Source organism: Gordonia sp. NPDC127522 (assembly GCF_042672305.1).
Lineage (GTDB): Bacteria > Actinomycetota > Actinomycetes > Mycobacteriales > Mycobacteriaceae > Gordonia > Gordonia hongkongensis.
In genome coordinates, this window is record NZ_JBHXVK010000001.1 from 350144 (window position 1) to 376049 (window position 25906).

General features: G+C 68.6%; 23 protein-coding genes. 17 read left to right on the forward strand and 6 right to left on the reverse strand.

What is annotated here, in order from left to right; all coding sequences use genetic code 11:
* Positions 1 to 10: 10 nt before the first annotated feature.
* Complete coding sequence (locus tag ACFVHY_RS01655; RefSeq protein WP_390267522.1) at positions 11 to 940, reverse strand: helix-turn-helix domain-containing protein; 930 nt, start codon at positions 938 to 940, stop codon at positions 11 to 13.
* A 95-nt stretch (positions 941 to 1035) separates the two neighbouring features.
* Between ACFVHY_RS01655 and cysD the strand changes: the two genes are divergently transcribed.
* From cysD to ACFVHY_RS01670, 3 genes are read left to right on the forward strand one after another with little or no spacing between them, the layout of a single operon-like run.
* Positions 1036 to 1974 carry a sulfate adenylyltransferase subunit CysD gene (gene cysD, locus ACFVHY_RS01660; RefSeq protein ID WP_390268783.1) on the forward strand — a complete coding sequence of 313 codons (939 nt, stop codon included), beginning with the start codon at positions 1036 to 1038 and terminating at the stop codon, positions 1972 to 1974.
* Positions 1974 to 3836: an adenylyl-sulfate kinase gene (gene cysC, locus ACFVHY_RS01665; RefSeq protein ID WP_390267525.1), complete on the forward strand. Its 1863-nt coding sequence runs from the start codon at positions 1974 to 1976 to the stop codon at positions 3834 to 3836. Before cysD ends, cysC begins: the two co-directional genes overlap by 1 nt.
* Positions 3837 to 3873: 37 nt before the next feature.
* Positions 3874 to 4653: a 3'(2'),5'-bisphosphate nucleotidase CysQ gene (locus ACFVHY_RS01670; RefSeq protein WP_390267528.1), complete on the forward strand. Its 780-nt coding sequence runs from the start codon at positions 3874 to 3876 to the stop codon at positions 4651 to 4653.
* Between the two features lie 39 nt (positions 4654 to 4692).
* On the opposite strand, the gene ACFVHY_RS01675 is transcribed toward ACFVHY_RS01670, so the two are convergent.
* From ACFVHY_RS01675 to eccA, 3 genes are all read right to left on the reverse strand, one after another.
* Positions 4693 to 5232: a hypothetical protein gene (locus tag ACFVHY_RS01675; protein ID WP_390267531.1), complete on the reverse strand. Its 540-nt coding sequence runs from the start codon at positions 5230 to 5232 to the stop codon at positions 4693 to 4695.
* 14 nt (positions 5233 to 5246) lie between these two features.
* Positions 5247 to 5690, reverse strand: a complete 444-nt coding sequence (locus ACFVHY_RS01680) for a hypothetical protein (RefSeq protein WP_390267534.1) — start codon at positions 5688 to 5690, stop codon at positions 5247 to 5249.
* A 67-nt stretch (positions 5691 to 5757) separates the two neighbouring features.
* A complete protein-coding gene (gene eccA, locus ACFVHY_RS01685; protein WP_390267537.1) occupies positions 5758 to 7539 on the reverse strand; it encodes a type VII secretion AAA-ATPase EccA in 1782 nt (593 codons plus the stop codon).
* A gap of 198 nt (positions 7540 to 7737) precedes the next feature.
* Between eccA and purL the strand changes: the two genes are divergently transcribed.
* From purL to ACFVHY_RS01700, 3 genes are all read left to right on the forward strand, one after another.
* Positions 7738 to 10032, forward strand: a complete 2295-nt coding sequence (gene purL, locus ACFVHY_RS01690) for a phosphoribosylformylglycinamidine synthase subunit PurL (RefSeq protein WP_277244195.1) — start codon at positions 7738 to 7740, stop codon at positions 10030 to 10032.
* A 134-nt stretch (positions 10033 to 10166) separates the two neighbouring features.
* On the forward strand, positions 10167 to 10538 hold the full coding sequence (locus tag ACFVHY_RS01695; RefSeq protein ID WP_247451375.1) for a CD225/dispanin family protein: 372 nt from the start codon (positions 10167 to 10169) through the stop codon (positions 10536 to 10538).
* Positions 10539 to 10626: 88 nt separating this feature from the next.
* The gene (locus tag ACFVHY_RS01700) at positions 10627 to 10983 is read left to right on the forward strand and encodes a DUF2752 domain-containing protein (protein WP_390268786.1); all 357 of its coding nucleotides are present in this window, start codon (positions 10627 to 10629) and stop codon (positions 10981 to 10983) included.
* Here the strand turns inward: ACFVHY_RS01700 and ACFVHY_RS01705 are convergent.
* A complete protein-coding gene (locus ACFVHY_RS01705) occupies positions 10969 to 11835 on the reverse strand; it encodes a glycerophosphodiester phosphodiesterase (RefSeq protein ID WP_390268789.1) in 867 nt (288 codons plus the stop codon). The two genes, ACFVHY_RS01700 and ACFVHY_RS01705, sit on opposite strands and share 15 nt — an antisense overlap.
* A gap of 140 nt (positions 11836 to 11975) precedes the next feature.
* Between ACFVHY_RS01705 and ACFVHY_RS01710 the strand changes: the two genes are divergently transcribed.
* The 5 genes from ACFVHY_RS01710 to ACFVHY_RS01730 all read left to right on the forward strand — a co-directional run bounded on the left by ACFVHY_RS01710 (position 11976) and on the right by ACFVHY_RS01730 (position 17769).
* On the forward strand, positions 11976 to 13055 hold the full coding sequence (locus ACFVHY_RS01710; protein WP_390267542.1) for a diacylglycerol kinase: 1080 nt from the start codon (positions 11976 to 11978) through the stop codon (positions 13053 to 13055).
* Between the two features lie 90 nt (positions 13056 to 13145).
* Positions 13146 to 14225, forward strand: a complete 1080-nt coding sequence (locus ACFVHY_RS01715) for an acyl-CoA dehydrogenase family protein (protein ID WP_390267545.1) — start codon at positions 13146 to 13148, stop codon at positions 14223 to 14225.
* 46 nt (positions 14226 to 14271) lie between these two features.
* On the forward strand, positions 14272 to 15078 hold the full coding sequence (locus tag ACFVHY_RS01720) for a FadR/GntR family transcriptional regulator (RefSeq protein ID WP_390267548.1): 807 nt from the start codon (positions 14272 to 14274) through the stop codon (positions 15076 to 15078).
* A 104-nt stretch (positions 15079 to 15182) separates the two neighbouring features.
* The gene (locus ACFVHY_RS01725) at positions 15183 to 16865 is read left to right on the forward strand and encodes an OB-fold domain-containing protein (RefSeq protein WP_390267551.1); all 1683 of its coding nucleotides are present in this window, start codon (positions 15183 to 15185) and stop codon (positions 16863 to 16865) included.
* A gap of 106 nt (positions 16866 to 16971) precedes the next feature.
* Positions 16972 to 17769, forward strand: coding sequence for a FadR/GntR family transcriptional regulator (locus ACFVHY_RS01730; protein WP_390267554.1), 798 nt, complete (start codon positions 16972 to 16974; stop codon positions 17767 to 17769).
* Positions 17770 to 17793: 24 nt separating this feature from the next.
* Here ACFVHY_RS01730 and ACFVHY_RS01735 read toward each other — a convergent pair whose 3' ends face one another.
* Positions 17794 to 18552 carry an SDR family NAD(P)-dependent oxidoreductase gene (locus ACFVHY_RS01735; RefSeq protein WP_390267557.1) on the reverse strand — a complete coding sequence of 253 codons (759 nt, stop codon included), beginning with the start codon at positions 18550 to 18552 and terminating at the stop codon, positions 17794 to 17796.
* A 162-nt stretch (positions 18553 to 18714) separates the two neighbouring features.
* On the opposite strand from ACFVHY_RS01735, the gene ACFVHY_RS01740 reads away from it, so the two are divergent.
* From ACFVHY_RS01740 to ACFVHY_RS01765, 6 genes are all read left to right on the forward strand, one after another.
* Positions 18715 to 20256, forward strand: a complete 1542-nt coding sequence (locus ACFVHY_RS01740) for a class I adenylate-forming enzyme family protein (RefSeq protein ID WP_390267560.1) — start codon at positions 18715 to 18717, stop codon at positions 20254 to 20256.
* 9 nt (positions 20257 to 20265) lie between these two features.
* Positions 20266 to 21456, forward strand: a complete 1191-nt coding sequence (locus ACFVHY_RS01745) for an acyl-CoA dehydrogenase family protein (protein WP_390267563.1) — start codon at positions 20266 to 20268, stop codon at positions 21454 to 21456.
* Positions 21457 to 21522: 66 nt separating this feature from the next.
* Positions 21523 to 23046 (forward strand): class I adenylate-forming enzyme family protein, encoded by a 1524-nt coding sequence (locus ACFVHY_RS01750; RefSeq protein WP_390267566.1) that lies wholly within the window; start codon positions 21523 to 21525, stop codon positions 23044 to 23046.
* Between the two features lie 75 nt (positions 23047 to 23121).
* Positions 23122 to 24273: a thiolase family protein gene (locus tag ACFVHY_RS01755; RefSeq protein ID WP_390268792.1), complete on the forward strand. Its 1152-nt coding sequence runs from the start codon at positions 23122 to 23124 to the stop codon at positions 24271 to 24273.
* Positions 24274 to 24419: 146 nt separating this feature from the next.
* Positions 24420 to 25649 carry a CaiB/BaiF CoA transferase family protein gene (locus ACFVHY_RS01760; RefSeq protein WP_390267569.1) on the forward strand — a complete coding sequence of 410 codons (1230 nt, stop codon included), beginning with the start codon at positions 24420 to 24422 and terminating at the stop codon, positions 25647 to 25649.
* 34 nt (positions 25650 to 25683) lie between these two features.
* Complete coding sequence (locus ACFVHY_RS01765) at positions 25684 to 25872, forward strand: ferredoxin (protein WP_390267572.1); 189 nt, start codon at positions 25684 to 25686, stop codon at positions 25870 to 25872.
* The last annotated feature ends 34 nt before the right edge of the window (positions 25873 to 25906 follow it).

Consider the following 25906-nt stretch of genomic DNA (forward strand, 5'->3'; position numbering starts at 1 on the left):
GACCCGCCCCTCAGCTGAGATGACTCGAGATCCCGTCGGCGGCAGCGCGCGTGGCCTCGCCGAGTCGGCGCACTTCGTCGACGTCGAGGGTGGTGTTCGGGCAGACGACGATGGCCGCGACCACCCGACGGGCGGAGTCGAAGACGGGGGCGCCGATGGTGACCACGGGTACCCCCGTGCCATCGGCCGCGCAGGCGTCGATCTCCTCGGGCAGGTAATCGATGACCGACAGCTCGGTGAGCAGGTCGCCGACCCGCGCGCGCAGGGTGTCCGACATGGCGTCGAGGGAGCTCAGGGCCTCGATCATCGCCACGTGGTCGTCGGTCATGCGCTCGATCGAGTAGCCGCGTTCGGCGACGACGTCGAGCACCATGCCCAGCCGGGTGCGGGTGGACTCGGCGGCCTGGCCGATCCAGGTCGACCGGGCGTCGTCCGGATCGAAGGCGATGAACTCCCGACAGATCGGCGGGCGGAGCCGGATGCGGCTGCCGTTCCGCAACCAGGGGTGGGACGCCGACTCCGGCGCGAGGTGGGGTGGAAAGGCGTGCGACGCCAGGCTCACCGCGTCCGCGGAGGTCCGCCGGGCGACGAAGCTCGGGACGGCGAACCGGTCGCAGAGATCGCGCGCTGCCGACGCCGCCCACCGTACGAGGTGGTCGGCGCCGTCGGCGTTCCGGACGAGGCCGACGAAGGCCGGTCCGACGCCGAAGGTGCCTGCCGACGGGTCCCGGATCAGCCATCCGCAGTCGACGAGTTCGGAGACGACGGCGTGCGCGGTGGCGCGCGACATCGAGGTCTGACGCACGATCTCGGCCAGCGTCAGCGACGGTTGTTCGGCGTCGGCGAGGAGTTCGACGATGCGGACGACCCGGGCGGTCGGTGGCGACGCGGCACGTGCCGGTTGACGCGCGTCGGAGAAGTCACCTACGGTTTGTGTCACATTGTCAACACATAGTGTCGAATATTCGACATGTCAAGGGGGTTGCGCGGGTGGCCATCACCATCGACACCGACGACGAACGCCGTCGCGATGACATCGAGCCGGCCGACGACAGTCGTCGTCGCCACCACGGTTACGAGCTGTCGCATCTCGCGGCACTCGAAGCCGAATCGGTGCACATCTTCCGCGAGGTCGCCGCGACCTTCGAACGTCCGGTGCTGCTGTTCTCCGGCGGCAAGGACTCGGTGGTGATGTTTCACCTGGCCCGCAAGGCCTTCTGGCCGGCGCCGATCCCGTTCCCGCTCATGCACGTCGACACCGGGCACAACTTCGACGAGGTGATCGAGTACCGCGATCGCGTGGTCGCCGAGACCGGGGTCCGCCTTCTCGTCAGCTCGGTGCAGGACGACATCGATGCCGGGCGGGTCGTCGAGCAGACCGGCCCGGGTGCCAGCCGCAACCGGCTGCAGACCGCGGCGCTGTTGCGCGGGATCACCGAGAACCGTTTCGACGCCGTGTTCGGCGGGGCCCGGCGCGACGAGGAGAAGGCGCGGGCGAAGGAGCGCGTGTTCAGCTTCAGAGACGAGTTCGGCGCGTGGAACCCTCGCGAGCAGCGACCGGAACTGTGGCGGCTCTACAACGGACGGCATGCCAAGGGCGAGCACATCCGGGTCTTCCCGTTGTCGAACTGGACCGAACTCGACATCTGGCAGTACATCGCGGCCGAGGACATCGATCTGCCCGAGATCTACTACGCGCACCAGCGCGAGGTCATCCCGCGCGACGGCATGCTGCTCGCGAAAACCCGCTTCCTGCAGGAACTCCCGGGCGAGGAGGTGCGGACCGAGACCGTCCGGTTCCGCACCGTCGGCGACGCCACGTGCACCGGTTGCGTGCTGTCGGGCGCCGACGACGTGATGAAGGTGATCGAGGAGATCGAGGTGACGAGGCTGACCGAGCGCGGCGCCACGCGCGCCGACGACCGGATCTCCGAGTCGGGGATGGAAGACCGCAAGAAGGAAGGCTACTTCTGATGGGCGACCTCATCGCTGCCGGCGGCGCGACCGAGATGCTGCGTCTGGCGACCGCGGGCTCGGTGGACGACGGCAAGTCGACACTCATCGGCCGGCTCCTCTACGACTCGAAGGCGATCTTCACCGATCAGCTCGAGTCGATCGAGCGCACCAGCGCCGAGCGCGGCGACGAGTACGCGAACCTCGCGTTGCTCACCGACGGCTTGCGCGCCGAACGCGAGCAGGGCATCACCATCGATGTCGCCTACCGGTATTTCGCCACCCCCCGGCGGAAGTTCATCATCGCCGACACCCCCGGCCATGTGCAGTACACGCGCAACATGGTGACCGGTGCCTCGACCGCCGATCTGGCGATGATCCTGATCGACGCGCGCAAGGGCGTGCTCGAGCAGACGCGGCGGCACGCGTTCCTGTCGTCGTTGCTCGGCATCCCGCACCTGACGGTCTGCGTGAACAAGATGGACCTCGTCGACTGGTCGCAGAAGCGCTTCGACGAGATCTGCGCGGACTTCGTCGATTTCGCGACCAAGCTCAACGTCGTCGACCTGACCTTCATCCCGATGTCGGCGCTGCGGGGCGACAATGTCGTCGAACAGTCCGCGGCGATGCCGTGGTACGAGGGGCGTCCGCTGCTGAATCACCTCGAGCACGTCTACATCGCCTCTGACCGCAACCTGATCGACACCCGTCTGCCCGTCCAGTACGTGATCCGGCCGCAGCGCAGCGACGGCGCCGACCACCGCGCCTACGCGGGCACCGTCGCCGGCGGTGTGCTCGCCAAGGGCGATGAGATCGTCGTCCTGCCCAGTGGTTTCAGCACGACCATCACCGAGATCTGGGCGCCCGGTGGCCAGCCGGTCGACGAGGCCTTCGCGTCGATGGCCGTGTCCGTCGAACTCGCCGACGAGATCGACATCGTGCGTGGCGACATGCTGGCCCGGCCCAACAACCGGCCGTACGTGGGACGCGACCTGGACGCGATGGTGTGCTGGTTCGCCGACGACGCCGAATTGCGACCGGGCAACCGGTATCAGCTGCTCTGCGGCACCCGGTTGACCCGGGCGCAGGTCAACGGGCTCAACTACCGCCTCGACGTCAACTCGCTGCATCGCGACGAGGAGGCGGAGGGATTGTCGCTCAACGAGATCGGGCGCGTCACCCTGCACACCCAGGAGCCGGTGACCTTCGACTCCTACCGCCGCAACCGGGACACGGGCAGCTTCATCCTGATCGATGAGGCCACCAACCGGACCGTCGGCGCGGGGATGATCACGGCGCCGGTGAGTCACGACAGTCACGTCGTGTGGCAGGCGACGAAGGTCGGGCGTGAGCACCGTGCGCATCGCGGCGCGACGATCTGGCTGACCGGTCTGTCCGGCTCTGGGAAATCGTCGCTGGCGGTCGAACTCGAGCGGCGGTTCGTCGCCGAGGGGCGTCCGGCGTACCTGATGGACGGTGACAACCTGCGGCACGGCCTGAACTCGGATCTGGGCTTCTCCGACGACGACCGCCGGGAGAACATCCGCCGCACCAGCGAGGTCGCCGCGCTGTTCGCCGACTCGGGTTCGGTGGCGATCGTCTCGCTCATCAGTCCGTTCGCCGAGGAACGGCAGCGGGCCCGGGAGATCCACGCCGAGCGAGGGCTGCCGTTCTACGAGATCTTCGTCGACACCCCGCTCGCCGAATGCGAACGACGCGACCCGAAGGGGCTGTACGACCGCGCGCGGCGGGGGGAGATCAGCCAGTTCACGGGCATCGACTCGCCCTATGAGCGTCCGTCCGACCCGGATCTGCACATCACCCCCGACGACGGCCCGCCATCCGAGGTCGCCGACCTGGTTCTGCGTAACCTGGGTCTGTGAGTGCAGCCGTCCGGTATCCCGACCGAGAGGAAACCCCGTGACCGACGATCGTGCCCTGGCCGGTGAACTGGCCACCGCCGCAGGTGAACTCCTGCTCGACATCCGCCGCTCCAGCGGACTGACGGGCAAAGAGCTCGGTCAGGAGGGCGACCGCAGGTCCGACGAGTTCATCCTCGGGCGCCTCGCGCAGGAGCGGCCGGACGATGCCGTGCTGTCCGAGGAGTCGGCCGATGACAAGTCGCGACTGTCGGCGTCGCGCGTGTGGATCATCGATCCGGTCGACGGCACGCGCGAGTACGGCACCTACGAGCCCGGTGGCGGGCGTACCGACTGGGCGGTGCACGTCGCGCTCTGGTCGGCCGACGACGGGCTGATCGCGGGTGCGGTGGCGCTCCCGGCGCTCGGGGTGACCTATCTCGACGACGATTCGACCGTCGAACCGGTGGAGGGCCTGGCCTCGCGGCCCCGCACCGGTGTCCCGCGCGTCGTCGTGAGCGGTTCGCGGCCACCGGCCTTCGCCGACGAGGTGGCCGCGGCCATGGCCGGCGAGGTGCTGCCGATGGGGTCCGCCGGGGCGAAGGCGATGGCGGTCGTGCGCGGCGAGGCCGACGCCTACGTCCATGCCGGCGGCCAGTACGAATGGGACTCGGCCGCACCTGTCGCCGTGGCGAAGGCGAAGGGCCTGTGGTGCGGGCGGATCGACGGTTCGCCCCTCGTCTACAACAACGAGGACACCTACCTGCCCGACCTCGTCATCTGCCGGCCCGAGTTCACCGAGGTGATCCTCACGGTCACCACCGAGGGCGCCGGGGGCTGAGCCTCGCCGCGTTCGGCGCGCCACGCCGGGCGTGTGGTCTCAGTGCGTGACCACGACTTTGATCACGACGATCACGGTCGCCACCAGCGTGACCGCCCCGGCGCTGAACAGCGTTGCCCGACTGGGCCGTTCGTTGTTGAGGCGGTCGATGACGAAGACCGTGCCGCCGATGCGCAGCAGGATCACGATCTCCGCGATCAACTGGGCGGTGCGGGGCTCGATCCAGCCGATCAGACCGAGCAGCAGGATCGCGCAGGGCAGGAGTGCCGAGGTCAGGATCGGCACCGAGTCGCGGAGATGACCGAGCACCTCTGATCGCGTGGGCTCGACCCTGCCGTCGGAGACCCGGCGGGCTACGCCCTCGGCGAAGACGTGGGCGATGAACGTCGACGCGGCGGTCCCGAGGAGGATCGCGATGCCGACGAAGTCGTCCTCGACGTGCAATGGGATGAGGACGGCCAGGATGAGGATGTTGCCGTAGATGTAGGCACTGATCCGCGGCGCGGCGTGCTTGCGTTCGAGCGGGTTGTCCCGACTGAACAGCGGTCCGTGCAGTAGGGACCACGGACTGTTGCTCATAGCTGGTGAAACTATCAGCGCGGGACCAGTTCGGCGACGACAGCGGCGATGGTGTCGTCAGGCCGTGTCAGGCAGACCGTCGCCGCCACGGTCGCCACCTGCTGCACATTCGCGGTCACGTCGAGCTCGGTGAGAACCGCCGCCCGCTCCGCGTCGTCGAGTTCGCGGAACTCCGTGCACGTCATGCTCGAGGCGGAGCCGGTCCCGGTGCCGGAGCCGGACTCGGAGCCGCGCGACGGTGACGAACGCGGCGGAGACGAAGTGGTCCGGCTGCCGTCCGTGGATGTGGCGGGTCTGCTGGTCTCGGTGGCGCTCGTGGTCGAGACCGCGCTCTCGGGTGAAGGCGCGGGCGCGGCGTCGTCGGACGAACACGCACCGATCGCCAGCATCATCATCGCGGCCATCGACAGACCCGCGGCCAGCTCGGCGGGGCGGGATCGGCGGGCGGGAACGGACATGGCAGGACTCCTCGGGAAGATTGCTCGGGGTCGAGACCCCGGTGGTGCGGGATAGGATGGGGCGCGGTCACCGCATGAGGCCGGAGAGCACGCCCGAGATGGCGGCCCGGACATCCGTGGTCTCGATGCGCATCAGGTCGTCCTGGCTGAGTGAGTCGAAGTCGCCGGCGGTGCTGAGCCGGAACTCGCGCTCCTCCTCGGCCGCCTCGATGATGTTGCGGATGAAGCGGCCGTTGCCCGCGAGGTCGGTGGCGCGCCGCGCGGTGCCCCGATGCTCGCGGACGTCGTGGTACAAGGGAGCGCACGCCTGCTCGATCTCGAGCATCGCCTCGCGGGTCAACGATGAATCACGTTTGCGCGCAATGAAATCGGCGATGCGGGCGAGCTCGTCGGGAGTGTAGGAGTCGAAGCGCACCCGGCGCGCGAAGCGCGACGCCAGTCCGTCGTTGGAGGCGAGGAACCGATCGATCTCGGCGTCGTAGCCGGCGATGATCACGACCAGCCGGTCACGGTCGTCCTCCATCCGGGCCAGCAGGGTGTCGACGGCTTCGCGACCGAACGCGTCGCCTCCGGACAGCCCCTGCTGGATGAGCGTGTACGCCTCGTCGATGAACAGGACGCCGTCCATCGCGGAGTCGATGAGCGCCGCGGTCTTGATGGCGGTGCTGCCGAGGTGTTCACCGACCATGTCGCGGCGGGTGGCCTCGACGACCTTGTCGGACTTGATGAAGCCGAGGCCGCAGTAGATCTTGGCGACGATGCGGGCCACGGTCGTCTTGCCGGTGCCGGGCGGTCCGGTGAAAGCCAGGTGCAGGCTGCGGGCCGACGTCGACAGCCCGCGGTCGGCGCGGACCTTCGCCAGGGTCGCGGTGGACTGCAGTTTGGCCACCTGCTGCTTGACCGACTCCAGCCCGATCTGTTCGGCCAGCTCGCGTTGCGCCTCGGTCACCAGCGAATTCTGTTCGGCGGGGTCCCCGGAGGCCGAGACCAGGGTCTCGGCGCGATCGGGCACCGACTTCGGGTCCCACCGGTCGGTGCGTTCGGCGATCTGCTCGGGCGTCGTGGGGGGCATCCGATAGGAGGGCGACCGTATGGCGTCGGCCGCGCCGGTCAGCGACGGGTCCCGGGCGTAGGCCTGCTCGAACATCGACTTCGCCTTCTCCTCGTGGCCCTGCTCGCGCAGCGCGAGGCCATAGACGAAGATCGCCTGCGTCGAACAGGACGGGATCGGGCCGTCGACCGCGTTCTGCAGGCGCCGCATGCCCTCGCCGTACATGCCGAGATGCACGCACGACGTCCCGGCCATGAAGTCGGCGACGGCCTGCATGTACGGGTCGTTCCACCGGTCGGACCTGGTCAGCGAGGTCAGGACGTCGGGCCAGCGCTGGGTGGAGAAGTGCAGGAACGCGCGTACGAAATCCACGATCGGCACGCGGTGCGCCGGGGGTACCTCGTCGAGGACCTCTTCCGCACCGGCGAAGTCCGCGCCGCGGACCAGACTGGCCGCGTAGGCGGCCGTCGCCTCGACGGCATTCGACGCCGGGAAGTCGATCAGCATTCCCGTGTACCAGCGCCCCGCGATCGTGCCGGGCGGGAGCCCGAGCCGGCGCTGCTCCGCGCCGATCGATCCGCGGGCACGATAGAGGCCCAGGAGGACCTCGTTGCTGCTGTCGCCGCAGGCCAGCCGGCCGATCCAGGCGTCGCCCAGGGCCGGGTCCCATTCGGTCGCTCGGGTGAAGGCCTTGGCGGCCTGAGCGGGATTGTCGACCGGTTCCTGACCTTCGACCGGGATGTTCAGGGACAGGACGCCGAGTTCGAAGAGTGCCCTCGCCTTGCGGACATCGGCCATCGTTTCCCCCTGTGTCGTCCCATCCCGCACACCGACCCCGAACCGTTCTCCCCGGGTACCACGACGACACACCCCGAGGGCGGTCGCCGGAGACAGAGTATCGCTAGACCGGCGTGACATCCGTCGCAGATCTCCCAGGGTGCGCACCCGAGGCGCCCCGGCGGCCGCAACCGCCCGCGCACGCCTAGACTTGTCCGGGTGAGTGCCCAGGTGGATACCGTCTCAGCCGCTGCCCAGACCCCGGACCATCCGCAACCGTTCCGCGAACTAGGTCTCAAGGACGACGAGTACGCGCGCATACGCGAGATCCTGGGTCGCCGGCCCACCGACGCGGAGCTCGCCATGTACTCGGTCATGTGGTCCGAGCACTGCAGCTACAAGTCGTCGAAGGTGCACCTGCGCTACTTCGGTGAGACCACCACCGACGAGATGCGCGCGAGCATGCTGGCCGGCATCGGCGAGAACGCCGGCGTCGTCGACATCGGCGACGGATGGGCGGTGACCTTCAAGGTCGAATCGCACAACCACCCGAGCTACGTCGAGCCGTACCAGGGCGCCGCCACCGGCGTCGGTGGCATCGTGCGCGACATCATGGCCATGGGCGCACGCCCGATCGCGGTCATGGATCAGCTGCGCTTCGGTCCGGCCGACGCCCCGGACACCCGGCGCGTCGTCGACGGCGTGGTGCGCGGCGTGGGCGGGTACGGTAACTCCCTCGGCCTGCCCAACGTCGGCGGCGAGACCGTCTTCGACGCCAGCTACGCCGGCAACCCGCTCGTCAACGCGCTCTGCGCGGGCGTGCTGCGCACCGAAGACCTGCACCTGGCGTTCGCGTCGGGCGCGGGCAACAAGATCATCCTGTTCGGCGCGCGAACCGGCCTCGACGGCATCGGCGGTGTCTCGGTGCTGGCATCGGAGACCTTCGACGACAGTGAGGGATCGGGTCCGAACCGCAAGAAGCTGCCGAGTGTGCAGGTGGGTGATCCCTTCACCGAGAAGGTGCTCATCGAGTGCTGCCTCGAGCTCTACCACGCCGGACTCGTCGTGGGCATCCAGGATCTCGGCGGTGCCGGATTGTCCTGCGCCACGAGCGAACTCGCCGCGGCCGGTGACGGAGGCATGCACATCGACCTGGAGAAGGTGCCAATGCGCGCCGAGGGCATGACCCCGGCGGAGGTGCTCTCCAGCGAGTCGCAGGAACGCATGTGTGCCGTCGTGACCCCGGACAACGTCGAGAAGTTCCTCGAGGTCTGCCGGAAGTGGGACGTGCTCGCGACCGTAATCGGCGAGGTCACCGACGGCGATCAGCTGGTCATCACCTGGCACGGCGAGACCGTCGTCGACGTGCCGCCGCGCACCGTCGCCCACGACGGTCCGGTCTACGAGCGTCCCGTCGCCCGGCCCGACTGGCAGGACACCGTCATCGCGTCGACGACCGAACCGCTGCAGCGCCCGAGCACACCCGACCAGCTGCGCGAGACGCTGCTGGCCATGCTGGCCTCGCCTGCGCTGTGCAGCCGCAAGTTCATCACCGACCAGTACGACCGCTACGTGCGCGGCAACACCGTCCTGGCCGAGCACGCCGACTCGGGGATGATCCGCATCGACGAGGAGTCCGGGCGCGGCATCGCACTGGCGACCGACGCGTCGGGCCGCTACACGTTCCTCGATCCCTACCGCGGCGCGCAGCTCGCGCTCGCCGAGGCCTACCGCAACGTCGCGGTGTCCGGGGCGACGCCGAAGGCCGTGACCAACTGCCTCAACTTCGGTTCCCCGGAGGACCCGGCGGTGATGTGGCAGTTCCAGCAGGCGGTCCGGGGACTCGCCGACGGCTGCGCCCAGCTCGGCATCCCGGTCACCGGCGGCAACGTGAGCTTCTACAACCAGACGGGCGCGACGGCCATCCTGCCGACCCCGGTCGTGGGCGTCCTCGGCGTCATCGACGATGTGCACCGCCGCATCCCGACCGGCATCGGCACCGAACCCGGTGAGACACTCATCCTGCTCGGTGAGACCCGTGACGAATTCGACGGTTCGATCTGGGCCCAGGTCAGTCATGACCACCTCGGTGGGGTCCCGCCGCAGGTCGACCTCGAACGCGAACGTCTGCTCGCCGAGATCCTGTCCGCATCGTCCCGCGACGGATTGATCTCCGCGGCACACGATCTCAGCGAGGGCGGACTCATCCAGACCGTCGTCGAGGCGGCCCTGGCCGGCGAGACCGGGTGCCGAGTCCTGCTACCCGAGGACGCCGACCCGTTCGTCTGGCTGTTCTCCGAGTCGGCCGGGCGCGTGCTCGTGGCGGTCCCGCGCACCGAGGAATCGCGGTTCACCGCCATGCTCGACGCCCGTTCGATGCCGTGGACACGCATCGGTGTGGTCGACCAGGGCAGCGACGCCGTCGAGGTCCAGGACTACTTCTCGGTGCCCCTCGCCGAACTCCGTGAGGCGCACGAGGGCACCCTCCCGAGGTTGTTCGGCGACACGGTCTAGTTGCATTACGCAACGGTCCCACCTGCCAGGATTCCGTTGTATGTCAATGGAATCAATATCGTCGCGAGGCATGTCGCGCCCGGTGGCGAACGGTTACGCTCCTGGAGTTCTCTGACCGAGTCGAAAGGGCGCAGATGAGCTACCCCAATGATCCGAACCAGCCGCCGAACTACGGCGCGGGTGGCTACGGACAGCAGCCGTACGGCGGGTTCCCGGGCGGGAATCCGGCCGGCCCGGAACCGGACAACAACCTCGTGTGGGCGATCCTGTCCACGGTCCTCTGCTGTCTGCCGCTGGGGATCGTGTCGATCGTGAAGTCGACCTCGGTCAGCAAGCTGTGGGCCGCCGGCGACTACGCCGGTGCGCAGAAGGCGGCCGACGAGGCCAAGAAGTGGGCGATGTGGAGTGCGATCTCGTCGGTCATCATCTGGGTCCTGATCATCATCGTTTATGTCGTCCTCTTCGTCATCCTCCTCGGCGCCTCCGCGACCACGTCCACGTACTGAGCGTTTCGAGAGGGCCGTCCTCGGACGGGTGTCGGCTCTTTCGAAGCATCGGTACCTCGGTCCGGCGACGGTCGTCGCCGGGACCGGGATGGTCTGCGCGGCCGTGTGGTTCGCCGATCCGACGACACCGGGCGGTGCCCTGCCGGTCTGCCCGACCAAACTGATCTTCGGGGTGACGTGCCCGGGCTGCGGCTCGCTACGGACGATCTACTCGCTACTGCACGGCGATGTCCCGGCGGCGCTGCACTACAACGCCGTTGGGCTGCTCGCAATGGGGTTGCTGCTCTTTGCCTTCGGCGCCTACTGCCTGCGACTGTGGACCGGCCGCCGGGTCCGCAGCTGGCAGCACCTCCGCTACTCCGGGATCGTCGTGCTGGTGGTCGTGCTGGCCTGGTTCGTCGTCCGCAACATCCCCGTCGAACCGTTCTGGTCACTCCATGTCTGAGCGTCGGGTGCTGCCGCGGATCCAGCGCACCAACCGCGAAGCGGGATCGCGCGCAGGGGCGTCGAGATCCAGCGTCGCCAGGGCCTCGGGATCATCGGTCGTGATCTGATCGACCCGTAACTCCAGCAGTCGCCTGATGTCCGGGATCACGCGCGGCCCGACCCGCGTCACCGTGTACCCGTCGACGAGCCGACCGCGCTCGTGGAACGCGCCGATCAGGTCGTGGCCGCGGTGGTCGGCCGCCAATATCAGCCGGTTCTCCAGGTACACCATCTCGGCCTCCGGCGATGCCGCCACCGCGTGGTCGACGAAGCCGTCGAAGTCCCCGGAGTGGATCGCCGCGTCGGCGGCACCGTGATGGCAGGGGTCGTAACCGATCCGGATGCCCGGTGCGGCCGAGGTCAACGTGTCGACCGCCGCGGCGTCGCCGCACGACAGGATGTAGTTCCGCGCGTGGGGCGCAACACTGCGGGCGAACAGAGCAACGGCTTCGGGATCGAGCGCGGCGTCGTCCTCCTTGAAGTCGAGCTGGAGGGACGCGGTGGGCGCGATGTCGACGCCGTCGAAGAGTTCGGTCAGGTCCTCGAGCAGCAGGACATGCTCGTCGACGGGCCGGCCGCGGTTGTCCCGCAGGAACAGTTCCCGCAGATACGACGCCGGGAGCGCCGACACCGCGCCGGTCCCGGTCGTCGCGTGGTCGACCGTGCGGTCGTGCAGGACGGCGAAGCCGCGCTCGGCGTGGATCACCAGATCGATCTCGATACTCGCGCCGAGCCGCATGCCCTCGACGATCCGGGTCGCGGTGAACGCCGTGTCGTCGGCGCGCCGCCGGCCGCGGTGCCACTTGAGCATCGTCCGATGGCCGTCGTGGTCGATGTGGATCGGGGCGGCGGGGTCCGGGGGCGACGTGGTGGTCACAGCTCCCGACTCTAGCGAGGCGCATCTCGCCGAATCGGCACGGCGAAGTTGGAACGTGTTCTAGTTTGGATCGCATGACATTGCGCGTGGTCGAGTGGTCGACCGGAACCGTCGGACGACATGCCATCGCCGGGATCGACGCCCGGCCCGACCTCGAACTCGTGGGTGTGTGGGTGTCCGACCCCGCCAAGTTCGGTAGGGACGCCGGCGAGCTCGCCGGTCTCGACCGTGAGCTGGGTGTCGCGGCGACCGGCGACCGCGACGCGCTGATCGCCCTGAAACCCGACTGCATCGTGCACACCGCGATGACCGACGACCGTGTCATGGAGTCGATCGAGGATCTGATCTTCTTCGTGGAGAACGGGATCAACGTGGTGTCGAGCGGACCGGTGGTCCTGCAGTTCCCGCAGGGCATCCAGCCCGATTCGCTGCTGGACCGGATCGCCGCCGCGGGTGCGGCGGGCGGCGCGAGCCTCCACGTCAACGGCATCGACCCGGGTTTCGCGAATGACGCACTGCCGCTGGCGATGACGAGTCTCTCCCAGCGCATCGACGAGATCCGCTGTCAAGAGATCGCCGACTACTCGACCTACTACCAGCCCGTCGTCATGCGCGACCTGTTCGGCTTCGGGCAGCCCCTGGACACCACGCCGCTGCTGTTCGCACCGGGCATCCTGTCGATGGGGTGGGGGAGTGTCGTGCGACAGATCGCCGCCGGACTCGACCTCGTGCTCGACGAACCGCTCGTGGAACGCGTCGAGCGGGTCGAGGCCGACCGCGACTACTCGACGGTGTCCGTCGAGATCCCGAAGGGCACGATGGCCGCGGTCCGCTTCGAGGTCACCGGTCAGGTCGACGGTGTGGATCGTATTGTGCTGGAGCACTACACGCGCACCCACCCCGACCAGTGCCCGGACTGGCCGAACCCGAACGAGGGCGACGGCTGCTACCGCATCGCCATCTCCGGCGAACCGGAGATGACGGTCGAGTTCGGGCACCACGGTGAGAACGGCGACCACAACGTGTCCGGGATGATCGTCACCGCGATGCGACTGGTCAATTCCGTTGCGGCGGTGGTCGATGCGAAACCCGGCCTGGTCACCGCACTGGACCTCCCGCTCGTGACGGGTCGGGGGCTCTTCGCGCAGAAGTAGCCGCCGGTTCCACACGCCGGGATGACAGCCGCCTCCGGGTCGTCGAGCATGCTTGACTCTCGAGGACCAGCCCGGAAGTCAGGAGGCGGCATGGACTTCGCACTCAGCGTCGAGCAAGAAGATCTCGGTGAGGTCGAGCGCGCTTGGCTCGAGAAGCACGATCCGATCCGGGAGCGGCGACGCACCATCGACGACGGGCCCGCGCGTGTTCCCGCCGAACTGCGACGCCACGTCGAACAATCGGGTCTCACCGGGCTGCTCACGGCTGAAGCGGGTGGGACGAACGTCGACCTGTTGGTCCTCACGGAGGCTCACGGCTGGGCGGGTAGTCCGTTTCCCCTGTCCGATCTGGCGATCGGCGCGCGGATCGTCGAACAGGCGGGACTGGTCGCAGACGGAGGGCTGGTACTGCCGCTACTCGCCGGCGGCGCGCATGAGCTGCGGGTCGACCTCACCTCCGACACCATTCGGCTGCAGGGGACCTTCGCACTCGTCCCCGGGGCGCTGGACACCGACGAATTCGTCGTGGTCGCCCGGGCCGACGACGGGCGCGAGGTGGCGGTACTGCTGCGCGCCGATGAGGTACGGGTCCGCGGATGTGACACCCTCGACCTCTTGCGGGCCTGGTCGGAGATCTCTGTCGACATCGAGGTCTGCACGCCGCGGTGGGCGGCGCTACCGGATCGCACCGTCGAGGCCATCTCCGATCAACTCGCCGTATTCCGGGCGGTCGACGCTCTCGGGGCGTCGGACCGTCTGCTCGGGATGTCGGTCACCTACGCCGGACAACGAACCCAGTTCGGCCGGCCGATCGGATCGTTCCAGGCCGTCAAGCACCATTTGGCCGGCATGACGCTCACCGTCGAGGCCGGACGCTCGGCTCTGTGGGCCGCGGCCGCCGCCCTGGATGACCTGGCTTCCCCCGAGACCACCGCGATCGACGCCGCCGCTCGTGACACCGGCGCGCGTGCGGTGTCGGCCGCGCTCGCCTTCGTCGGAGCCGGGGCGGGCGAGGTCGCGCAGCTCGCGCTGCAGGTCCACGGCGGGATCGGCTTCACCTGGGAGCACGACGTGCACCTGTTCATCCGACGCATCAAGACCGACGAATTGACGGGCGGCCCGGTGGCAGTCCATCGTCGACGCCTCGTCGGTCTGCCGACGCCGGGATGAATCGGCCGGCCGGTCCTGACCGTGGGCGCGCACTACGATCGGGTCTGTGTCCACCGAATCGGATCGGGTCCGACAGTCCCTGAGCGGCGATCCCATCCTGCGGATCCCGAAGGCCGCCGAGCAGATCGCTCAGCGCATCCGCGGACAGATCGTCCGCGGTGAGATCGAACCCGGGACGCTGCTCAAACCCGAGAAGGAGCTGCTCGCCGAATACGGGGTCTCCCGCCCGACGCTGCGGGAGGCGTACCGGGTGTTGGAGAGCGAGGGACTGCTGGTGGTCACCACGGGGGCTCGAGGCGGTCCCCGCGTCCAGGTGCCCGACCTCGGTGCCGCCTCGCGGCAGATCGGGTATTACCTGCAGATCCGACGGACCACACTCGCCGACCTGCTGGAGGCGCGCGCCGAGTTCGAGCCCATCTGTGCACGCCTGCTCGCCGGCCGACGCACCGAGCAGGCGCTCATCGACCTCGACGAATGCCTGACGGGACTGCGTACCGTCGTCGATGCCGGTTTCGAGTCCGACGGCCGCTTCGTCAAGTGGGTCGAGATGACGAGGGAGTTCCATGACCTGGTCACCGGGCACTGCGGGAACAACACCCTCGCGGCCCAGGCGCAGGCGATGTCGGCGATGATCCGGGCGCACCACCGGTCCAACCTGCGGTCGGTCAACTACCGTCCGAGTTCGCCGACAATCGGTCCCGAGGTGATCGCCGACTACACCGAGCTTCTCGACAAGGTGCGGTCCCGCGATGCCGAGGGGGCCGAGCAGACGTGGCGTCGCCACCTGCGCGGGTCGGCGAAACTCACGTTCGCGACCCAGGACCCGTCCGCGGTCGTGGATTTCCTCGACTGAGGCGTGCACGCCGAGGGCCGTTCCGGCCACCGGTATCGGACTCGGCGGGTGTCGCGGGCGCTGGTTGAGTGGAGACGAGTCTCGATCGCGCCGAAGGAGTCCCCGTGTCCCGTCCGTCCTCTGCCGGTCTCACCGGAAGACCGTTGCCGCAACCCACACTCCGCACCGCGGAGTTCTGGGCGTCCGGTGAGCGAGGCGAGTTGGTCATCGGTCACTGCCGCGCGTGTCGACGATGGGCGCACCCACAACCGGCCATGTGCCCGCACTGTCGTAGTCGCGACATGGGATCCCACCCGGTGTCCGGTCGCGGGGTCGTGGTGGCGGTGACGGTCAACCACCAGCAGTGGCTGCCGGAGATGCCGCCGCCATATGTCGTCGCGATCGTCGCCCTCGACGAGGATCCGTCGGTCCGTCTGACCACCAACGTGATCGGATGCGAACCGGAAGCGGTCGAGGTGGGCTCGCGTGTCCGGGTGCGGTTCGAGAACGGGGCCGAGGACGTCTGGATACCGGTCTTCGAGATAGATCCCGAAGCGCCGCAGGAGAAATCGCGGGTCTTCGATGACATCCCCGGCCCCGAAGCGCACCGATCGTACTTGCGGGCCATGCCGACCGGTCGCAAGTTCGAGTCCCAGGTCGCTCTCACCGGAGTCGGCCAGTCCCGCGTCGGTCGCCGACTCATGGTCGACCCGCTGTCGCTGACCGTCGACGCGTGTACCGCCGCGGTCGCCGATGCCGGACTCACCTTCGACGACATCGACGGTCTCGTGACCTACCCGGGTGGTGCCGTCGGGGGTGGGCTCACCGAAGGCGGCACGATGCCGGTCGAGGAGGTTCTGCGCATCCACCCGACGTGGGTCAGCGGGGGCGCGGAGTTCCCCGGACAGAACGGTTCGATCATGGCGGCCATGCTCGCGGTCGCGGCCGGGCTGTGCCGGCACGTGCTCTGCTATCGCACCGTCTGGGAGTCCAGTCACACCGCGATGATCCGCGCCGGCGACTGGCACCCGACCGGTGCGCGCGCCGTCGGGATGATGGAGGGCCGTGCACCGTTCGGCGCGATGTCGGCCGCCAATTGGATCGCGATGTGTGCCAGTCACTACTTCGCCCGCTACGGCGGTGACCGGGAAGTCCTGGGGCGCATCGCCGTCAACGCCCGCGCCAACGCCGCGGCGAATCCCGAAGCCGTGTACCGGGACTCGATCACCCTCGACGATTACCTGTCGGCCCGGATCGTCTCGACACCCTTCGGGCTGTACGACTGCGATGTCCCGGTCGACGGTGCGGTGGCCGTGATCGTCTCCGCTGCAGACACCGCCGCGGACCGTCCGCACCCGCCGGTGTTCGTCGAGGCGATCGGCACCCAGATCATGGAGACGCTGTCCTGGGACCAGGGGACGCTCACGCACCTGCCGCAGTCGCTGGGGCCGTCGACGCATCTGTGGTCTCGTACGGATCTGGTACCCGGGGACGTCGACGTCGCGCTTCTCTACGACGGCTTCACCTTCAATGCGCTGTCGTGGCTGGAAGCGCTCGGCTTCTGCGAGTTCGGCGCCGGCGCTGACTTCATCGGGGATGGTGAGGCGATCGGCCGGGACGGCCGACTCCCGCTCAATCCGCACGGCGGTCAGCTGGGGGCCGGGCGGCTGCATGGCTACGGGTTCGTGCGCGAGGCGGTGCTGCAGTTGCGCGGTCAGGCGGGTGACCGGCAGGTCGACAGCGTCCGGACGGCCGTCGTCACCGCGGGCGGCGGCGTCCCGTCGGGCGCGATGCTGCTGCGGCGCTGAGGCATCGTCGCCGCCACGCCGCCTGCGGGTCGTCCGGTTGGCGGGGCTCCCGCAGTCGGTGAGGTATCTTAATAAGTCAACGTCCATGACTTGAGGAGGTGCCGCCGTGGCCGACAATGCCATGGCGCCGGTGTTCCTGACACGAGTCGACGCCGAACGTCAGATCCGTACCCCCAAGACCGCCGAACTCGTGTCCCGCAAACTGCGTTCGCTGATCGTGCGGGGTGAGCTGGGTGCGGGCGACAGTTTACCCACCGAGGCGGAGCTGATGGAGCTCTTCGCGGTCAGCCGGCCCACCATCCGGGAGGCCATCCGCGTGCTCGAGGCCGAGCGGCTCGTCGAGATGCGGCGCGGTTCGCGCACCGGTGCCAAGGTGTGCATCCCCGGGCCGGAGATCGTCGCGCGGCCGGCCTCGCTGCTGCTCGAACTGTCCGGCGCGACGGTCGCCGACGTCTACCGCGCGCTCGAGGCGGTCGAACCCGTCGCGGCACGGATCCTGGCCGAAGAGGGTGCCGAGGACGCTGTCGACGAGTTGGAGCGCATTGTCGACGAGGTGGTGCCGGCCGAGTACGCGTCCGGCCATTTCGGAAGAGCCGCAGCGCATTTCCACCTCAGAATGGTTCAGCTGTCCGGGGTGGCGACCCTCGCTCTCATCTCCGGGATGGTCTACGAGATCTTCGAACGCAACCACGTGGCGTTCGCCGAGGAGCGATTGGTCGCCGACCGGGCGAGGCACGAGGAGAACTACCGATTGTTCGTGCGCTCGCAGCGGCGATTCATCAAGCTGCTCCGGGCGCGCGACGGTGACGCGGCGTTCGCGCACTGGCGGGACCACATGGTCACCGCGCGGCGCTTCGTGATGGCCGATCGCGAGGACCTGCTCGTCCGCGATCTGTTGGACTGACCACCGGAAACGGGGGGTCGGTCCTCAGCGGGGTCCGAATCGTTGCCCGGCGTCGAGGCGCAGGCACTGACCGTTGAGCATGGGGTTGTCGACGATCGCGAGTGCGAGCTTCGCGTACTCGGCCGGCCGGCCCATTCGCTTGGGAAAAGCCGCGTCTTTGACCAGGGGTGTCACCTGTTCCTCGGTGAACGACGCCGTCGCGCCGGTGGAGAACAGGCTGGGAGCGATCGCGACGACCCGGATACCCAGCGGTCCGAGATCCCGTGCCATCACGAGTGCGCTTCCCGCGATCCCGGCTTTCGAGGCCGCATAGGCGACCTGCCCGATCTGGCCTTCGAACGCCGCGAGCGACGACGTGTTCACGATGACGCCGCGCTCGTCGTCCTCGGGGTCGTTGGCACTCATGTGCATCGCCTGTAGGCGATTGAGGTTGAAGGTGGCCACGAGATTGAGGTCGACGACCTGGCGGAACAGGTCCAGATCGTGTGGGCCGCTTCGGCCGAAGGTCTTGGCCACCCGTCCGCCGCCCGCGGTGTTGATCGCGATGTGCAGGCCGCCGATCTCACTCACCGCCGCGCTCAGCGACTCCTCCGCGGCGTCGAAGTCGGTGATGTCGACGGGCGTGAAGACGCCCCGGATCCCGGTCGCGACCTCCTTGCCGTCACTGCTCTCGCGATCCAGGATCGCCACTTGGGCCCCGCCGCGGGCGAGGGCTTCGGCGGTGGCCCGGCCCATTCCGGAGGCTCCGCCGACGACGATCGCCTTCTTGCCCTCAATGTCCACGGTGTGTCTCCTCGTCGTGTCGGCTGCGGTGTCCCAGTGGGTTGTGTCCCAAGTGACAACTTATTAAACTATGTGACATAGTCAGCTAACTCGCAAGCCCCGGGGTGTGGGCCACCCGCGGCGCAGCGCACGTTGTGGACCACGCCTGGCAAGGACGGAACGATGAACCTCTCGATGTTGTTGGACATGGCCGCCGATGGTTTCGCCGACCGCGTGGTGGTCGGCTCCCGGCACGGCGGACTGACAGCCGGTGAACTCGGTGCGCAGGCGCGGGCGGGGGCGGACCGCATTCGTGCGGAGGGGGCTGACTCGGTCGTATACCTCGCGGTCAACGGGCCGGCGTTCCCGGTCGCGATGTTCGCCGCGGCACATGCCGGGGTCCCGCTCATCCCGGTGAACTACCGTCTGGGCCGCGAACAGCTCGATGCGCTGCTCGCCAATCATCCGAACGCTCTCGGCATCGCCGACGCCGAGCACGTCCACATCCTCGAGAGTGCCGGCCTCTCGACGCGGACGCCGCAGCGGTGGCTCGACGATGTACGGGCAGGAGCCGACCGGAACCCGCCGCCAGGTAGCGAGAATTCCTACGCCGCAGCGGATTCGGCTGCCGCGGCCGTGGTCATCTACACCTCGGGCACCACCGCGGCACCCAAGGGGGTGCTGTTGCGTCACGAGAATCTGACCTCATACGTCTTCGGGTCGGTGGAGTTCGCCTCGGCGGCCGACACCGATGCCGCATTGGTGAGCGTGCCGCCGTATCACATTGCCGCGGTGGCGAATGTGATCACCAACCTGTATGCCGGCCGGCGCACGCTGGTGCTCGAACAGTTCGCCCCGGACGAGTGGTTGCGAACGGTGCGGGACGAAGGTGTCACCAATGCCCTCGTCGTCCCGACCATGCTGGCCCGGATCGTCGACTCTGCTGCGGACAAGCAGGTGCCGACGCTGCGGAACCTCGCCTACGGCGGTGCGCCGATGCCGTCACGGGTGATCGAGCGCGCTCTGGAACTCTGGCCCCACGTCGGCTTCGTCAACGCGTATGGACTGACCGAGACCTCGTCCACCGTCACCGTCCTGGGCCCGCAGGACCATCGCGACGCCCTCGAGAGCGACGATCCCGCCGTCCGGGCGCGTCTGGCCTCGGTGGGCAGGCCGCTGCCGGGGGTCGTGGTGGAGATCCGCGCGGCGGATGACACAGCACTCCCGCCCGGTGAAGTCGGTCGTATCTGCATTGCGGGAGAACAGGTCTCGGCCGAGTACGCGGGGGTGGGCCGAGTCGTCGACGACCGCGGCTTCTTCGACACCCGCGACGCCGGTCACCTCGACGTCGACGGCTTCCTGTTCGTGAAGGGTCGCGCCGATGACACGATCATCCGCGGAGCCGAGAACATCGCGCCCGCCGAGATCGAGGACGTGTTGCTGCGGCACCCCGATGTGCTCGATGTGGCCGTGGTGGGGGTACCCGATGACGAATGGGGTCAGCGGATCGAGGCGGTGGTCGTTCCGCGGGGCGACTCGCGGCCCGACGTGGAGGAACTGCGCACACATGTCCGTACGGCGTTGCGCAGCAGCAAGACCCCCGATCGGATCGTCTTCTGGGACCAGGTCCCGCGGACCGAAACCGGCAAGCTCGTCAGACGACACGTCGTCGAGCGACTGCACACCGCCGACGCGGACCTGGCCTCGACCCACCCGGGGCGGTGAAGGATCACCGTGAAATACGGGATGACAGCGGAACTCGCCGAACTCCGTGCGGAGGTGCGTGCGTTCGTCCGTGAGCACGCACCGGCCGTCACCCCCAAAGCCGGGGTACGCAGCGCCGAGGACGCGGAGGAACTGGCCGTCCTGAAGGAATGGACGCGAGCGCTTTTCGCGGCCGGGCACCTCGGCGGTGACTGGCCGGTCGAGTTCGGCGGGAACGGGCCCGGCCACCGTTTCGAACACGATGTCATCGTGGCCGAGGAAATCGCTCGGCACCGTGCGCCGGCACCGGTGCAGGGCGCCGCCAACCTGGTGGCACATGCGCTCATCGACTACGGCACCGATACGCAGCGCGGCGCCTACCTCGAAGGCATCCGGTCGGGCGAGCTGATCTTCTGTCAGCTGTTCAGCGAGCCGGGCGCGGGCAGCGATCTGGCATCCCTGCGCACGAGGGCAGTCCCGCTCGACTCCGGCGGCTACCGGATCACCGGGCAGAAGGTGTGGACGACCAACGGGCAGTGGGCCGACTACGGTTACCTCCTTGCACGCACCGACCCTGATGCGCCGAAGCACAAGGGGATCAGTGCCTTCCTGATCGACATGCGACTCCCCGGCGTCGACGTCCGGCCCTTACGTGAGATGACCGGTACCGCCGATTTCAACGAGGTCTTCCTCGACGACGTCGTGATCGGTGCCGACGCACTGATCGGGGAACCGAACAAGGGTTGGGCGATTGCCAACTCGAGCCTCTCGCACGAGCGCGCTGGTGTCGCCAACAACGCGATCCGATTGCAGCGCAACATGTCCGACGTGGTTGATCTTGCGCGTCGGATACGACGACACGGTCGTCCGGCGATCGAGGACGTGGCTGTGCAGGAGCGGATCGGAGAGCTGTCGGCGCAGGTCGAGGCGCTGTCGGCACTGGTCTACGCGAGCCTGACCCGGGTGTCGAGAGGGCGTTCGCGCGTCGCCGATGCGCCCATGACGAAGCTGATGTTCAGTGAGCTGGGCGTGGCCATCGCGTCGTTCGCGCTCGAGCTGAGCGGCGAGGCCGGGGTCTTCGTCGGCGGCGACCCGGAGGCGGTGGACAACGGGCGGTGGCAGGACGAGTTCCTGTACGCCCGGGCATACACGATCGCGGGCGGGAGCTCGGAGATCATGCGCAACATCATCGCCGAGCGCGGTCTCGGCCTGCCGCGTTGAGACACCGGTGATACCGCACGCACACACTGTGCAGCTCGAGGATTTCCCGATGACATGGAGGCCGGTTTGTCCGTAATCAGAGAGGCCCTCGCCAGGCTGTGGTCGGCGCCGGATGACGCACCGATGATCCAGCAGGGAGACCGCTGGTACACCTGGGGTGAGGTCCGGTCCGTCACCGAACTGATCGACGGCGCACTCGACACGACGGGGAAGGGCGAGGGTGCGCGCGTGGCCGTCGTACTGGGCAACCGTATGGAGTCCGTTGCCGCATTGATCGCCCTCCTCCATCACGGTCGAACGGTGACGACGCTCAACCCGATGCAACCGCCGGCCAGGCTTGCGGCCGACCTGACCGCCTCCGCGCCGGATGCGGTGTTCGCGCCTGCCGACCTGTGGTCGGACAGTGAATTCACCTCCGCTGCAGAAGAGCTCGGTATCGACGGCTTCATGCTCGACGTCGCCGGGCCGGACGGTGTCGTGGCGCGGCGCTCCCGTGGTGAGGTGTCGACGAGCCGCGCCACGGACGCGACGGAGCCGGTGGCCATCGAGATGCTCACCTCCGGTACGACCGGACCGCCCAAACGCATCCACCTCACATGGCGCCAACTCGACGCCGCCATGTCTGCGGTACACCGGCACACCGGGGCCGCCGGCGAGCCGCGGCCGCCCCTGACCGGACGGGTCTCGCTGGTGACCCTGGCCATCGTGCACATCGGCGGGATGTGGAGTGTCCTGCAGTCATTGACCGAGGCGCGTCCGTTCGTGCTGCTGCCGCGATTCACGGTGGACGGTTGGACGCGGGCCATCGAGGAACACCGCCCCCGGATCGCGAGCCTCCCACCTGCCGCGATGAGGTCTGTCCTGAACGAGGACGTGCCGGCCGAGCGGCTCGCCGGCCTGCGTGCGGTGACCGCGGGCACCACCTTCGTCAGCCCCGACCTCGCGGACGAGTTCATCGACAGATACCGGATACCCGTGCTCATCGTCTATGGCGCGACGGAGTTCTCGGGTGCGGTCGCGGGCTGGACCAAACCGATGCACGCCGAATGGTGGACCCGCAAGCGGGGCAGCGTGGGCCGGGCGTTCCCGGGGGTCGGGCTCCGGGTCGTCGACGACGAGGGCCGCGTGCTCCCGACCGGAGAGTCGGGCCGTCTGGAGGTCTGCTCCGGACAAACCGGCTCGGGCACCGACGCATGGGTCCGCACCAGCGACCTGGCACACATCGACGCGGACGGCTTCCTGTTCATCGACGGACGCGCCGACGACGCGATCGTCCGGGGCGGTTTCAAGGTCCAGCCCGAGGTCGTCGCCAATGCGCTGCGTAAACACCGCGGGGTGCTCGACGCGTCGGTGTTCGGGAAGCCCGACGATCGGCTCGGGCAGGTGCCGGTCGCCGTCGTCGAACTCGTCCCGGGGGCATCCGTTCCGGACGAGGCCGAACTCAAGGAGTTCGTCCGGACCGAGCTGACCGGCTACGAGGTGCCCGTTTCCATCCACACCGTCGAATCGCTGCCGCGCAGCCCGTCCCTCAAGGTCGACCGGCGGCGGTTGCTGGAGCTCGTCGCCGAATCCGAGTCGACCACCGCGTGATCCGCCGGGTGGCGCGCACCGCCCGAAACAACCGCCCACACCGACGATCCCGGAATCGCCGGTCGAGAAGGAGTCATCATGTCCGCAGTCATCGTCGAAGCCGTCCGCACTCCGGTCGGACGCCGGCGCGGGGGGCTGTCCGGGGTACACCCGGCCGACCTGTCGGCCACCGTCCTCACCGCGCTCGCGGATCGGTCAGGGATCGACCCGGTGGCCGTCGACGACGTCATCTGGGGGTGTGTTCAGCAGGTGTCCGAGCAGGCCATCGACATCGCCCGGACCGCGGTGCTCACCGCGGGGTGGCCGGAGTCCATCCCCGGGGTCACCGTCGACCGCCAATGCGGTTCATCGCAGCAGGCGCTGAACTTCGCGGTGGCCTCGGTGGAGGCCGGACACTACGACGTCGTGATCGCCGGCGGTGTCGAGAGCATGTCCCGGGTCCCGATGGGATCGTCGACCACGATCGGCGAGTCGCCGTTCCCGCAGGCATACCGCGATCGATACGACGGAGTGATCCCCAACCAGGGGACGGGCGCGGAGATGATCGCCGAGAAGTGGGGACTGACCCGTGCCGACGTCGACGGCTACGCCTCGCGATCACACGAACGCGCGGCGGCAGCCCAGGATGCGGGCTGGTTCGACGAGCAGATCGTGGAGGTGCCCACCGCGGTCGGCGCCGTCGGGCGGGACGAGGGCATCCGGCGTGGAACCGACCCGGAGACCCTCGCCACGCTCAAGACGGTCTTCCGCGAGGACGGCGTGGTCACCGCCGGTAACGCGTCCCAGATATCCGACGGCTCGGCGGGTCTGCTGGTGATGAGCGAGGAGGCCGCGGCCCGGCACGGCGTGACCCCGATCGCTCGGGTACACACCGCCGTCGTCACCGGCGCCGACCCGGTCATCATGCTGACCGGCCCCATTCCGGCGACCGAGAAGGTCCTGGCGCGTTCGGGTCTGAGCCTGTCGGACATCGGCGCGTTCGAGGTGAACGAGGCGTTCGCCACGGTACCGCTGGCCTGGTTGCGTGAGACCGGCGTCGACGAGAAGGTGTGCAATCCCAACGGCGGCGCCATCGCGCTCGGCCATCCGCTCGGCGGCTCCGGCGCTCGCATCCTCACCGACCTCCTCCACCACATGCGGCGCAACGGTATTCGCTACGGCCTGCAGACGATGTGCGAAGGCGGCGGACAGGCCAACGCGACGATCCTGGAACTCGCCGGCACGTGAGCTCGCGCGCGGCGAGCGCGACCCGGGCGCGGTCCCGCTCGCCGGAATCGCACCCGCGGAGAGCGGCCGGCCCGGTGAATACTTCCCCCATCGCCCGGGCCACCGTCAACCGCGTCCGGCCCGCCGTCCCGACCTGAGGAGATGACATGCACCGCCCGATGGAAGGCATCCGCGTCCTGGAGGTTGCACAGTTCACGTTCGTCCCTGCCGCGGGCGCCGTTCTCGCCGACTGGGGCGCCGACATCGTCAAGGTCGAGCACGCCGAGATGGGTGATGCCCAGCGAGGCCTGGTGCGGGTACTGGGTTACGACGCCGGCGGTTCCTCGTTCGCGCCGATCATGGAAGGACCCAATCGGGGCAAACGCAGTATCGGACTCGCACTCGACCGTCCCGAGGCGCGGCCGATCATCGAGGACCTCGTGCGCGACAGCGATGTCTTCCTGACCAACTTCCTGCCTGCCGCACGCCGCAAACTCGGCATCACCGTCGAGGACATCCGTGCCGTCAATCCCGACATCGTGTATGTGTCGGGCAGTGGATTCGGTACGGAGGGACCGGATTCGGAGAAGGGCGGGTACGACTCCACCGCGTTCTGGGCGCGCGGCGGTAGCGCGTTCGGCACCACACCGGCCGGTGCCGAACGGATCAGCTTCATGCCCGCCGGGGCCTACGGGGACAACATCGGCGGGATGACCATCGCCGGCGGGATCGCCGCCGCGCTGTATGGACGCGCCACCACCGGCCAGACCTCCGAGATCGACGTGTCGCTCTTGGCGGTCGGTGCGTGGGCCACCCAGTTCACCGTCAACATGGCACTGATGCGCGGTGAGGCGCTGCCCGCGCAGTCGCCCGACAAGCGATCGGCCAGTGCGGGCAACCCGCTCAGCGGCGCCTACCGCACGTCCGACGGCCGGTGGCTGCAACTGTCCATGCTGCAGGCCCGTCGCTACTGGCCCGAGTTCTGCCGAGCGATCGGGCACGACGATCTGGTCGACGACGAGCGGTTCGCCACCGACGAACTCATCACCCGGAACTACACCGCGGCGCTGGACATCTTCGCCGACATCATCGCCGCGCAACCGCTCGACCACTGGCGCGCCGCGTTGAAGGACATCCGCGGCCAGTGGGCGGTCGTCCAGGACTCATGGGACGTGGGCACCGATGAGGCGCTCCTCGCGAACGGTCGAATAGCCGACGTCGTCGACGCCGAGGGTGCCCCCCGCAAACTCGTGGCCAACCCGGTCAAGTTCGACAACGCACCCGTCGAACTCACCCGGGCACCGCAATTCGCCGAACACACCGACGAGGTGCTGCGGGAACTCGGATACGACGACGAGAAACTCATCGCCCTGAAAATCGCGGGTGCGATCACCTGAGTCGCCTGCCACATCCACTTCCGAGGAGCGAATCATGGACGTCACCGTCGACCTGGACAAATGCGCGGGACACGCGCGGTGTTTCGCGACGTCACCAGAACTCTTCGATCTGGACGACGACGGATATGCGCGCAACGCCGAGATCACCGTGCCCGAGGGGGCCGAGAACCAGGCCCGGGCGGCCGCCGCGGCATGTCCCGAGCGCGCGATCGAGATCCGTTGAGAGTCCGTCGCTCTCGCCCTGCGGCGACGACACA